At 49.4% G+C, this 12,146-nt stretch carries 14 protein-coding genes; 10 read left to right on the plus strand and 4 right to left on the minus strand.

Going from position 1 to position 12,146, the window contains the following annotated elements; genetic code table 11:
* The first annotated feature begins 318 nt into the window (after positions 1–318).
* Genes P2W84_RS16540 through P2W84_RS16550 form a run of 3 tightly spaced genes read left to right on the plus strand, consistent with a single transcriptional unit; the run spans position 319 to position 2,546 of the window.
* On the plus strand, positions 319–1,473 hold the full coding sequence (locus tag P2W84_RS16540; protein WP_276091267.1) for a M28 family peptidase: 1,155 nt from the start codon (positions 319–321) through the stop codon (positions 1,471–1,473).
* Between the two features lie 52 nt (positions 1,474–1,525).
* Positions 1,526–1,840 carry a YbaB/EbfC family nucleoid-associated protein gene (locus P2W84_RS16545; protein WP_276091268.1) on the plus strand — a complete coding sequence of 105 codons (315 nt, stop codon included), beginning with the start codon at positions 1,526–1,528 and terminating at the stop codon, positions 1,838–1,840.
* Positions 1,841–1,868: 28 nt separating this feature from the next.
* Entirely contained in the window at positions 1,869–2,546 is a 678-nt protein-coding gene (locus P2W84_RS16550; RefSeq protein ID WP_276091269.1) for a metal-dependent hydrolase, read from the plus strand.
* Positions 2,547–2,563: 17 nt separating this feature from the next.
* Here the strand turns inward: P2W84_RS16550 and polA are convergent, their stop codons facing one another.
* A complete protein-coding gene (polA, locus tag P2W84_RS16555; protein WP_276091270.1) occupies positions 2,564–5,371 on the minus strand; it encodes a DNA polymerase I in 2,808 nt (935 codons plus the stop codon).
* An 84-nt stretch (positions 5,372–5,455) separates the two neighbouring features.
* Between polA and P2W84_RS16560 the strand changes: the two genes are divergently transcribed.
* The 5 genes from P2W84_RS16560 (at position 5,456) to P2W84_RS16580 (ending at position 8,402) form a co-directional block, all read left to right on the plus strand.
* A complete protein-coding gene (locus tag P2W84_RS16560) occupies positions 5,456–5,776 on the plus strand; it encodes a metalloregulator ArsR/SmtB family transcription factor (protein WP_276091271.1) in 321 nt (106 codons plus the stop codon).
* A 1-nt stretch (position 5,777) separates the two neighbouring features.
* A complete protein-coding gene (locus P2W84_RS16565; protein WP_276091272.1) occupies positions 5,778–6,257 on the plus strand; it encodes an SRPBCC domain-containing protein in 480 nt (159 codons plus the stop codon).
* A complete protein-coding gene (locus tag P2W84_RS16570; protein ID WP_276091273.1) occupies positions 6,244–6,834 on the plus strand; it encodes a DUF1801 domain-containing protein in 591 nt (196 codons plus the stop codon). Before P2W84_RS16565 ends, P2W84_RS16570 begins: the two co-directional genes overlap by 14 nt.
* 71 nt (positions 6,835–6,905) lie before the next feature.
* Positions 6,906–7,679, plus strand: coding sequence for a hypothetical protein (locus P2W84_RS16575; RefSeq protein ID WP_276091274.1), 774 nt, complete (start codon positions 6,906–6,908; stop codon positions 7,677–7,679).
* Positions 7,680–7,709: 30 nt separating this feature from the next.
* Positions 7,710–8,402 carry a hypothetical protein gene (locus tag P2W84_RS16580; protein ID WP_276091275.1) on the plus strand — a complete coding sequence of 231 codons (693 nt, stop codon included), beginning with the start codon at positions 7,710–7,712 and terminating at the stop codon, positions 8,400–8,402.
* Between the two features lie 28 nt (positions 8,403–8,430).
* On the opposite strand, the gene P2W84_RS16585 is transcribed toward P2W84_RS16580, so the two are convergent.
* From P2W84_RS16585 to trmB, 3 genes are read right to left on the minus strand one after another with little or no spacing between them, the layout of a single operon-like run.
* Positions 8,431–8,991, minus strand: a complete 561-nt coding sequence (locus P2W84_RS16585; RefSeq protein ID WP_276091276.1) for a DNA-3-methyladenine glycosylase I — start codon at positions 8,989–8,991, stop codon at positions 8,431–8,433.
* Between the two features lie 23 nt (positions 8,992–9,014).
* Positions 9,015–9,341 (minus strand): MGMT family protein, encoded by a 327-nt coding sequence (locus P2W84_RS16590; RefSeq protein ID WP_276091277.1) that lies wholly within the window; start codon positions 9,339–9,341, stop codon positions 9,015–9,017.
* A 21-nt stretch (positions 9,342–9,362) separates the two neighbouring features.
* Positions 9,363–10,013, minus strand: coding sequence for a tRNA (guanosine(46)-N7)-methyltransferase TrmB (trmB, locus tag P2W84_RS16595; RefSeq protein WP_276091278.1), 651 nt, complete (start codon positions 10,011–10,013; stop codon positions 9,363–9,365).
* 166 nt (positions 10,014–10,179) lie between these two features.
* Between trmB and P2W84_RS16600 the strand changes: the two genes are divergently transcribed.
* Both P2W84_RS16600 and P2W84_RS16605 read left to right on the plus strand, forming a co-directional pair.
* Positions 10,180–11,109 carry a GDP-L-fucose synthase gene (locus tag P2W84_RS16600; RefSeq protein ID WP_276091380.1) on the plus strand — a complete coding sequence of 310 codons (930 nt, stop codon included), beginning with the start codon at positions 10,180–10,182 and terminating at the stop codon, positions 11,107–11,109.
* A 79-nt stretch (positions 11,110–11,188) separates the two neighbouring features.
* On the plus strand, positions 11,189–12,121 hold the full coding sequence (locus tag P2W84_RS16605; protein WP_276091279.1) for a hydrogen peroxide-inducible genes activator: 933 nt from the start codon (positions 11,189–11,191) through the stop codon (positions 12,119–12,121).
* The last annotated feature ends 25 nt before the right edge of the window (positions 12,122–12,146 follow it).

Genomic DNA, 12,146 nt, shown 5'->3' on the forward strand with positions numbered 1-12,146 from the left:
AATTGTTTTTAAAGAGGCAATCCTCTGAGGAAGTGCACCGGGTTTACAAAAGTGCTACTCAAATACGCGGTGAGTACCGCCGGAGCGTGGTCACAAAAAATATGGGTCGCAAACGTTCAGTAAACTGATTCCCGGAAGCAGTATTCTTCGCTTCGGCAACGGACAGTTTATGGTTGTTGTACATCTTCATTTTCTTGTTTGCAATGCGTATTTAAATTAGTTGAGGCGCAAAGGTTTAAATAAATATTGAGTTGTGCAAAACGTTTTTGCTTTTTTTACATAAGTTTACACCACACACACACATTTGAACTGCCCGCAATGAGACCCTTGCTCCTCTCTTTGTTCTCGTTTTTTTATACCCTGCAGCTCCATGCTCAGGACCTTCCCGCGACACGTGCCGTCGCCGGAAAGCTCAGCTCGGAAACCTTCTGGGGGCGCGGCTATGTCCGGCAAGGCATGGAAAAGGCCGCCATCTACCTCAGTGCAGAATTTCGAAACTGCGGCCTGCAGCCACTCGACGGCAATGATTTCACACAGGAATTCGGCTTCCCGGTCAATACTTTCCCAGGCGCCATGCATGTCCGCATAGATAACAAAACACTCGTTCCGGGGAAAGACTTCATCGTATTTCCGGCATCCGCCAGTCTGAAGGCGGAAAGTCCCCTGGGTGCACCGGACAGTACAGGCAACGTATATGCTATTCAGGCGCACCGGCTTATGGTCAGCCTCCGAGATAAGCTCACCTGGGCCGTATCCAGGGAACAGACCAATTATACCGGGCTGGAAATCCTGAAAACCGCTATGCCGCAGCAACCCGCTACGATAGAACTGGATATCGAAAGCCGGCTTATCGCCGATTTCCGGGCGGCCAATATCTGCGGTATCGTCAAAGGCACTTCTCGCCCTGATTCCCTGCTGCTTTTTACCGCACATTATGACCATCTCGGCGGTATGGGCAAAGACACCTATTTTCCCGGAGCCAACGATAATGCAAGCGGTACCGCCATGCTGCTCGACCTGGCCAGGTTTTATGCCCGTAACCCGCAGCGTTACAGCGTGGGCTTCATCTGCTTTGCCGCGGAAGAAGCCGGCCTGCTCGGCTCCCGGTATTATACCGAGAATCCCATTTTCCCGCTTTCAAAGGTCCGCTTTCTCATCAACCTGGATATGGTCGGCACCGGAGAAAAAGGAATCGCTGTCGTCAATGCTACCCTGCACCCCAGGGAGTTTGCCATCCTGCAGCAGCTCAATGACCAAAACAATTACCTGCCCGAGATCCGTCAGCGTGGCAAATCGGCCAACAGCGACCATTACTTTTTCAGTGAAAAGGGTGTGCCTGCATTCTTTATCTATACCCAGGGCGGGCCCGAGGCTTATCACGACATCAACGATCGCCCTGCAAATCTGACCTTTACCGTATACGAAAACCTGTTCAGGCTCTTCACCGGTTTCTATCGCCAGTTGATGAATTAGGATTAATAAACCAAATTGCCTTAATTTCGTTCTGTAATAAAAAATCTTTACTATGTTCGATAAACTCATGGCAGCCCAGCAAAAGGCTGATGAAATTAAAAAAAGGCTCGACACCATTTCCGTTTACGGCGAAGTGGAAGGCGGCAAGATCCGTGTCACGGCCACCGCCAATAAAACCATCACTTCAATCGATATCGAGGACAGCTTCCACCAGTCGGCAGAACGTGAAGAACTGGAAGAATTGTTGCTCACCGCAGTCAATAAGGCCCTCACCCAGGCGGAACAAGTCAGTGCGGCAGAAATGCAGAACATGACCAAAGACATGCTTGGCGGCCTGGGCAGCCTCGGCAACCTGTTCGGACAATAAAGCAAGCCTTTTGTTAAAGAACCCAGCTATGAAATTCACTTACTACGGCCATTCCTGTTTCCAGATCGAGGCAGATGGCAAAAAGTTTCTTTTTGATCCTTTCATTTCCCACAACCCCCTGGCGAAACACATAGATATCGACCGAATCGAAGCTGACTATATCCTCGTCAGCCATGGCCACAGCGACCACGTAGCCGATCTGTCCAGTATTGCCAAACGCACAGGAGCACAAGTTATCGCCATGGTAGAGACCGCCATCTGGATAAAAAAACAGGGCATTGAAAAGGTAACTGACATCAATTTCGGAAAATCTACGTTCGATTTCGGTACCCTGCGTACAGTATGGGCCGTACACAGCAGCAGCAATCCTGATGAAAGTTACGGCGGCAACCCGGCAGGCTTCGTTTTGCAACTGGAAGGTAAAAGCATTTATTATGCCGGCGACACGGCACTGACCCTGGAAATGAAACTCCTGGCCGATCTCTACAAGCTTGATTTTGCTATTTTACCCATTGGCGGACACTATACCATGGATGCCGATGATGCACTGATCGCCACCAAATACCTGGAATGCGACAAGGTGATCGGAGTGCATTACAATGCCTTTCCACCGATCAGCATTGACACCACAGAAGCGGTCAAGAAATTTCAGCGTGAAAACAAAACATTATTACTCCCTGATATCGGTGAAACTATAGAATTGTAAGCTGAGCTGGAGGCACATCAATGCGCCTCCAGCCAGTTTGTGCCCTGTCCGATCTCGACGACGATCGGCACAGCCGTGGCGATCGCCGATTTCATCCGCTCCGAGATGATCGACTTCATTTCCTCTGCCTCGGTCTTCAGTACATCGAATACTAATTCGTCATGTACCTGCATGGTCATTTTCGATTTCAACTCCCTTGTCTTCATGTCCTTATGGATATTGATCATTGCTACCTTGATCATATCCGCTGCGGAACCCTGTATCGGTGCATTGATCGCATTTCGTTCGGCATAGCCTCTTACCGTCTGATTAGCCGAGTTGATATCGCGCAGGTATCGCCTTCTGCCCAGAATGGTCTCTACAAAACCGTTCTCCCGGGCAAAGTTCATGGTATCCGACATATATTTCTTAATCCCCGGATACTGTGAAAAGTACTGCTCAATGATCTCCGCCGCTTCCTTTCTAGGAATACCCAGGTTCTGTGCCAATCCGAAAGCTGACTGCCCGTAAATGATCCCAAAGTTGACCGCCTTGGCATTTCGGCGCTGGGTCGCATCCACCTGGTCAATCGCCACACCATACACCCGTGCCGCCGTCGCCGTATGGATATCGATCCCCCTGGCAAAGGCATCCAGCATATTTTCTTCCTTGCTGATGTCCGCAATGATCCGCAGTTCGATCTGCGAATAATCCGCAGACAGCAGGATATGGTCCTCATCCCGGGCAATAAAAGCTTTACGCACTTCACGCCCTCGGTCTGTCTTGATCGGTATGTTCTGCAGGTTCGGGTTATTGGAACTCAGACGTCCCGTAGCCGCTACTGCCTGGTTATAGCTCGTATGTACCCGGCCGGTCCTGGGGTTCACCATAAGCGGCAAAGCATCCACATAGGTAGATTTCAGCTTCTGCAACTGACGGAAATCCAAAATATCTTTCACAATATCACTCTTGGATGCCAAAGCAAGCAGCACATCCTCGCCGGTCTGGTACTGCCCTGTTTTGGTCTTTTTAGCCTTAGGGTCGAGGCAAAGCTTTTCAAACAGCACCTCCCCCAGTTGCTTTGGAGAGGCTATATTGAACTTCACCCCGCATTTATCATAAACACTTTGTTCAAATTTGCGGATGTCCTGTTCCAGCTCACGCGAATAATTCACCAGTGTATCTATATCCAGTCTCACCCCTTCCCGTTCCATATCCGACAGCACATAGATCAGTGGGTTCTCCACTTCCATGGCCAGCCTCTCTGCATTCAGCTCCTTCAGTACCGGTCTGAAAACATTTGCCAGCTGCAAGGTCACATCCGCATCTTCTGCGGCATAATCGACCACCTCCTCTACCGGAACGTCCCGCATGGTAACCTGCGCCTTGCCCTTCGGTCCGATCAGTTTCGTGATCGAGATCGGCGAATAGTTCAGGTAATTTTCAGACAACACATCCATATTGTGCCGGGTATCCGGATCGATGAGGTAATGCGCCAGCATCGTATCAAACAACCTGCCCTTCACCGCTATGCCGTACCAGCTCAGCACCAGCATATCATATTTAATGTTCTGCCCGATTTTCTCGATACCCTCCGACTCATATACCGGCTTAAACTCGTCTACGATCGCCCGGGCTTTTTCCGGATCAGCAGGGACGGGTATATAATAGCCCTCTCCGGGCTTCACACTGAACGAAAGCCCCACCAGGTCTGCCTGGTTGGCATCCGTTCCCGTCGTTTCCGTATCAAAGGAAATACTCGGTTCTCTGAGCAGCATCGCAATCAGTTCCGCACGCTGTTCAGGCGTATCCACCAGTCTGTACAAATGCTCCGTATTCTCAATCGTTCTGGCCTCCGAGGGCTCGAACATCTCTGGTGTAGTCACAAAAACCTTTGACGTCTTCGGGACCTCCACCGGCTGTCCGAACAGATCGGTCTGCATACCGATGCCTGCCTTGGCATCGTTGACATTGAAGCTCTCCCCAAATACCCGCTTGCCGATCGTTCTGAATTCCAGCTCTGCGAACAGGGGCTCCAATAGTTCCCTGCTGGGTTCCTCCAGTTCCAGCCCTTTTTCATCAAACTCCACAGGCACGTCCAGCAGGATCGTGGCCAGCTTCTTAGAGATCAGGCCTTGCTGTGCATACATCTCCACGTTCTCTCTTTGTTTACCCTTCAGCTGGTGCGCGTTCGCAATGATCTCCTCCATAGAGCCATATTGCTTAATGAGCGCCTTTGCCGTCTTCTCCCCGATACCGGGAATGCCGGGAATGTTGTCTACCGCGTCGCCCCAGAGCCCCAGGATGTCGATGACCTGCTCTACCCTTTCGATCTCCCACTTGGCCAGCACTTCCTTTACACCCAGCACCTCCATGTCGTTGCCCATCCTGGCCGGCTTATAAATAAAGATATTTTCTGATACCAGCTGCGCAAAATCCTTGTCCGGCGTCATACAATACACCTGAAAGCCTCTGCGCTCTCCCTCCTTGGCCAGCGTCCCGATGATGTCATCCGCCTCATAACCGTCTTTGGTGATGACCGGGATATTGAACCCTTCGATCATCCGGCAGACATAAGGCAAGGCAGTCGCCAGATCTTCAGGCATAGCTTCCCTGTGGGCTTTATAACCCACAAATTCCGTATGCCGTTCTGTGGGTGCATCTGTATCGAATACCACCGCGATATGGCTCGGCTGCTCCTTTTTCAGCACCTCCAGCAGCGTATTGGCAAAGCCCATAACTGCAGAAGTATTAATGCCGGTAGAAGTAAACCTTGGTGCTTTGCTCATCGCAAAATGTGCCCGGTAAATGAGCGCCATACCATCAAGTAGAAAGAGTTTTTTCATAGCTAACAAAGTAACAAAAAAAATCCTTGAAAAATTTCCGTAGTCAAATAACTACACATATATTTGTAGTCAAATAACTACGCAATGAATTTACGAAGAGATGTATTCCAGGCCATTGCCGATCCCACACGCCGGGCAATCTTAATGCTGGTCGCCACGCAGTCCATGACAGCGGGTACCATTGCTGCAAATTTTGACACTGCAAGGCCGACTGTTTCCAAACACCTGCAGATCCTGACCGAGTGCGAACTGCTGGAACCTCAGCAAAACGGAAGGGAAATTCACTACCACATTAATGCCTCAAAAATGAAAGAGATCGCCGACTTTATCGAACCCTTCCGCAGGATGTGGGACGAACGCTTCAACAAACTGGAAACCCTGATGAAAAACTATAAAACGAGCTAAAATGGAACAGAAAACAAAAATACACGCCGAAGCAGGAAAACAAGAACTGGTCATCACCCGTGAATTTGATCTGCCCCTCGAACTGCTCTTCAAAGCATATGAGGATCCCGAACTTATTGCACAATGGATGAGTACCAAAGTACTGGAACTGGAAAACAGAAAACATGGAAGCTGGCGCTTCGAAACCTCTTACAATAACCAGGTCGTATTCAGTGCCACCGGTGTATACCTAGAGTTTATACCCAATCGAAAGATCACCCGGACCTTTGAGATGGAAAACAGTCCATTTCCGGTACAACTGGAATTTCTCGAGTTTGAAAGTACGTCAGCCGACACCAGCAAACTGACCATGCACATCATTTTCAAATCCGTAGCCTTCCGTGATCAGTTGCTGCAGATGCCATTTGCACAAGGGCTCAATATGGCGCACAACCGCTTACAGGAAACTGCAATCCAAATCAGAAACAATGAACAGGCATAACCCAATCGTAGACCGCTTTCTGGAAAGAACAACCAAATGGAGGGCCGAAATGACCCTGCTCCGGGAAATTGTCCTCGAAACGGCGGCGTTGACCGAAGACTACAAATGGATGCATCCCTGCTATACGTTAAACGGGAAAAACGTTGTCCTTATCCACGAATTCAAGGAATACTGCGCGCTACTTTTCCATAAGGGAGTCCTGCTGAAAGACCCCGAAGGCCTGTTGATCCGGCAGACAGAGAACGTCCAGTCTGCAAGGCAGCTCCGATTTACCGGAACCAGTCAGATCAACGCACAAAAACCTATCATCATCGCTTATCTCAGGGAGGCAGTCGCCATCGAAAGGTCCGGCCTGAAAGTTTCCCTGAAGGAAACCTCAGATTATGCCGTGCGACAGGAATTCCGGCGGCGCCTCGACATGGACCCAGACCTGGAAAAGGCCTTTTACAGTCTGACTCCAGGGCGTCAGCGCGCATACCTTTTCTACTTCTCGCAGGCAAAGCAACCACGTACCCGGGAATCAAGGATTGAAAAGTATCTGCCGGACATCCTTGCCGGAAAAGGTATAGACGATTGAGCACCAAAAACTTGCGGATTGCCGGAGAAAGCATTATCTTGATCAGACCAAATATTAAACCCTTTAACGCTATGAAACTACCTGCGATCTTTTTCCTGTTGCTTTGTACCCTGGGCGTAAAATCCCAGTCTGCATCTCCTGAACTGCTCAATTTCATTTCCTTCTCCGGCCTTGAAAACAAAACCAAATCCGGCTATGGCTCCATAGACGACCCAATACCATCAGGTGCCTTCATGAACCCGTCCGATATGGCCAACCTCCGTAGCCGGATGCTCAAACTGCGCAACAGCTGGCGCTGGCCCGACGGACAACCCATCGACTTTTCGAAGCGCTTCAGTACCAAGGCCAAATCCGGCGACGGCATTCTGGATTGCTACAGCCTGGTCAAACCCGGGAGTACCGACACCATTCGCCTGTACGTAGACCCCTACCACCAGGCCTCCGCGTATTACGTACCCAAAGGCCTCGCAGCCGTTACACTACCCGTACTCGAAAAAGAGATCGCCCCGTATGTAAAAGAGATTGAGGCGATAGAGGCCTCAAGCGATGCCAGCCAGCTAAAAGCAAGTTCCAGACAGGTTTTCGGTTACCTGAATCAGAACATCGGCCTCAAAGGTCTTGTAGACGGCGATGCCCTCCAGGCTGTCCTTTCCGACAAAGAAGCTGAAAAGGAGCTTAAAGATCTGCTCCTTGAAGCTTATGTGCTCAATAAATTCTACGCCTACGCCAAAAACCTGCCCGAGGCCAAACAGTATGCCTACAGCAAGATGAAGGCAAATTTTGAAGAATACCTGGTTGCCCATCCAGAAGCAAAAACAGGCACCTTAAAAACCAGCATCAAGTAACATTCTGTAAATATTTCCGTTATTTGGGGCATGAAGATTCTTCACCTCCTTATATTTGGCCTTTGCTGCCTCATTGCACATTCCATTTCTGCACAGGATATCGTGGTGATCAAAGATGGCGATTTCGTCCGCGGCACCATTAAAGCCACCAACTTCTCTACGGTCGTCCTCAAAAATGAAGATGAAAGCATTGTCCAGTACGAGGCCAAAAAAATAAAGGAGTTTATCTGGAACGGCGAAACCTACGTGGCCAAGCCCATCCTCATCGGCAAGAACCTGGAATTCCGTTTCTTTCGTCTGCTGGAACAAGGTACCGTGAATCTTTATGCTATCGGCGGAAATACCATGGCCGAAGAACCCCGGCCCAAACGTTCTTCTAAAGTCAGGCCATCATTTTCGGTAGGGGGTGGCACCGGTGGTCTTGGCGGGGGGATTGGGGGTGGCATCTCAATAGGTGGGGGCAGGAACAGTCCGGCAGAACAGCCAAAGCGGGTTATGCCCACAACCTATTTTATTGAAAAACCCGGCACCGGTCCGCTCGTGGAAGTTCCTGCAGAAGGCGCCAACGCCCCCGGCAAAACCCAGCATATCAAAAATGTGCTCCTGCAGAAGATGAACAATGACAGCGACATCAGCACCCGCATCAATGCTGCAGATTTGTTCAGCCCGGCGCTGCTGCGGCAAATTGTGATCGATTACAATAAGAACAACGCAAAACCTTAGCTTTTACTGCCCGGCACCCCAGAACCCATTATCGGGCAATACAATCTAACCGGTGGTCATTGACCATTCCAGTTGCCTGCATATGCGCATAACAGATCGTTGTACCGAAAAATTTAAAGCCCCGCTTCTTCATGTCCTTGCTGATGGCATCGGAAATCTCCGTTCTTGCCGGGACATCTGCCATAGACTTAACCGGGTTGAGCAAGGGCTTACCGTCCGGCATAAAACCCCAGATATAATTGGAAAAAGAGCCGAACTCCTTTTGCAGCCCGATGAACAGTTGCGCGTTCCTGATTGCACCCAGCACCTTAAGCCGGTTCCGGATGATCCCCTCATCATTCATCAGCCGCTCTACGTCCCTTTCATCAAAGGCCGCCACTTTTTCTACCTGAAAATCTGCAAAGGCCCTGCGGTAATTCTCGCGTCTCCTCAGGATCGTGATCCAGCTCAGGCCGGCCTGTGCGCCTTCCAGGATCAGGAACTCAAATAAGACCTTATCGTCATATACGGGTTTACCCCATTCTTCATCATGGTATTTCCTGTAGAGCGGGTCTGATCCGCACCAGTCACATCTGATTTCTGCTGACATGTATCTGATTTATTTTATAAAACCTATAACTCTTTTAAAGGATCCCAGAACAACTGCTTAAAATCCTTTATTTTATTGTCCTTTACCACGATCCCTTCCTTTTCCAGCAACTCCTGCATCCGCTCCGGCGGAGAAAAATGAAACCGCCCGGTCAACAGCCCGCTGCTGTTCACCACCCGGTGCGCAGGAACCGCAGGACTGGTCATACCCGCATTCGCCATCGCATACCCCACCATTCTGGCCGATCCGCCCGCACCGAGCGCCTTTGCTACTGCTCCGTAAGAAGTCACCCGGCCTTTCGGCACCAGTCTTACCAATTCAAACACCTGGTCATAAAAAGATTGTTCCATGCCGAATTCTTTTCTGTACGGTCAGTCAAAAGAAAACTGAATATAGTTAATATTCTTATCATGCTTCAGATAAATCCGTTCGTAATGTGTCTTAATGGATAACACTTCATCTGCATGTTCGGAAGCATATAGCTTATCGGTCTGCTTATGAACCGGGAGTCCCAGCGACTTCACGGTCTCCAGCGTGTACAGGTACAAGCCGTCATTGTCTGTCTTCAGGTTAACCTTGCCTCCAGGCTTCAGAAAAGCCTTATACTTTTCCAGAAATGCCGGATAGGTCAGCCTCTTCTTTTCCCTGCTGTCCTGGGGCTGCGGGTCAGGGAAGGTGATCCAGATCTCATCCACCTCTCCGGGACCAAAATAATCGCCAATATCTTCAATCTGTATCCTCAGGAAAGCCAGGTTAGGGATACCCTCATCGATACCCGTCCTGGCACCTCTCCAGATCCGGTTACCCTTCAGATCAACCCCGATGAAGTTCTTTTTCGGGAACATCCTGGCGAGGCCCACAGAATACTCGCCTTTTCCGCAGGCCAGCTCCAGCACTACCGGGTTGCTGTTCTTAAAATGTAACTTTGCCCAGCTTCCTTTCAGCGGTTTCCCTGCTTCCAGCTGGTACACATTTGCAAACGTATCCACCTCAGCAAACTTTCTTAATTTGTCTTTGCCCACTGCAATTTGGTTTAAGCGACAAATTTATACAAAACCTCGGATAATGTTTACGCTGTCGAAGACGGCTGTAAGATCAGAGCATGGAGAGGTCAACATGAGCCGAATGGCCATATACTGAATAACAAAAGGGATTTTGTATTTTTGTATGGATCATATCGACAGACAATTGGAAAAGAACGCAAAAATCTACGTTGCCGGACATCGCGGAATGGTGGGCTCGGCCATTTACAGAAAACTTGCAGGTGAAGGTTATACCAATATCCTTACCCGCAATTCTTCCGAGCTGGACCTGCGCGATCAGCAGCAGGTAGCCACATTTTTCGCAACGGAAAAACCTGACTACGTATTTCTTGCCGCTGCCAAAGTAGGTGGCATTGTTGCCAACAATACCTACCGTGCCGACTTCCTGTATGAAAACCTTTGCATTCAGAACAATGTGATCCACCACAGTTACCTTAACGGCGTTAAAAAACTGATGTTCCTTGGCTCCAGTTGCATCTATCCAAAACTAGCTCCTCAGCCGCTGAAGGAAGACTACCTGCTGACAGGCACGCTGGAAGAGACCAACGAGCCCTATGCGATCGCCAAAATTGCCGGCATAAAAATGGCCGACGCCTACCGCGACCAGTACGGCTGCAATTTCATTTCCGTCATGCCGACTAACCTTTATGGCTATAACGATAACTATCATCCTCAGAATTCCCATGTCCTTCCTGCCCTGATCCGCAAATTCCATGAAGCAAAGGTAAACGGTGCGGAAGAAGTAGTCGTCTGGGGTTCAGGAACACCCATGCGTGAGTTCCTTTTTGCCGATGATCTGGCAGATGCCTGTTATTACCTGATGCAAAATTACAATGAGCCCGGTCTCGTCAACATCGGGACAGGTAAGGACCTTACCATTAAAGACCTTGCCCTGCTGATTAAGGATGTTGTCGGCTTTGAAGGCGGCCTTACTTTCGATACCAGCAAACCTGACGGCACTCCACGCAAGCTTATGGACGTTTCCAAGCTTCGCAGTTTCGGCTGGAGCTATAAAACAGAACTCCGAGAAGGCCTGAAACTTGCTTACGACGACTTTTTGGAAAAGCATACTTAGGTCTTTCATCTCTGTAAGACTTTTCACATTCATATAATCAAAACTGATATATTTGTAAAACAACATCAGTTTTGATTATATGACCCTTGTACAGCTAGAATATATCGTTGCAGTTGACACCTACCGCAGCTTTGTGGGTGCAGCCGAAAAATGCTTCGTTACGCAACCTACCCTCAGTATGCAGGTACAAAAGCTTGAAGAACTCCTCAACGTCCGGATATTCGACCGGAGCAGGCAACCCATAGTACCTACAGAGATTGGTGCGCAGATCATTCAGCAAGCGCGCCTGGTTCTCCAGGAGAGCAATAAGATCAGAGAGATCATTGCCAGTCAGCAACAGGAGATCACCGGTGAACTGCGTGTCGGTATCATTCCTACGGTAGCCCCGTATCTGCTGCCCCGGGTCATTGCCTCAATGATGGAGAAATATCCTGGCCTCAATCTCCTGATCTGGGAATACACAACTGAAGATATCATTCACCACCTCAAGACCGGCGTGCTTGACTGCGGGATACTGGCTACACCTCTGGCCGACCCGGTCATTGACGAAAGTCCTCTCTATTACGAGGATTTCGTTACCTACATCAGCAAGAACAGCAAACTCTACAAGAAAAAGTCCATAGATGCGGAAGACCTGGAAGAAGAAAACATCTGGCTGCTCAATGAAGGACACTGCATGCGCAGCCAGGTGCTCAACATTTGCCGCAGCACCAAGCAAAACCGGCTTCAGGGACTTACCTATAATACCGGCAGCGTCGAGACCCTTATCCGTATGGTAGACATGAACAATGGCGCTACCCTGCTTCCCGAACTCGCACTTGAAGAACTCAGCCAGAAGCAGCTCAGCAAAGTACGTTACTTCAGGTCACCTGAGCCGGTCAGGGAGATCAGCCTCGTCACCCACAAGAACTTCATCAAAATACGCATGCTCAACGCCCTCAGGGAAGAGATACTGGAAGTCATTCCCAAACACATGAAGCAGAAAAAGAAAAAAGATGTGGTAGGAATTTAACCTGCCACATCTTTTTTCTTTATCG

It is taken from the genome of Pedobacter sp. JY14-1, assembly GCF_029269825.1.
In the GTDB taxonomy this organism is placed as follows: domain Bacteria; phylum Bacteroidota; class Bacteroidia; order Sphingobacteriales; family Sphingobacteriaceae; genus Pedobacter.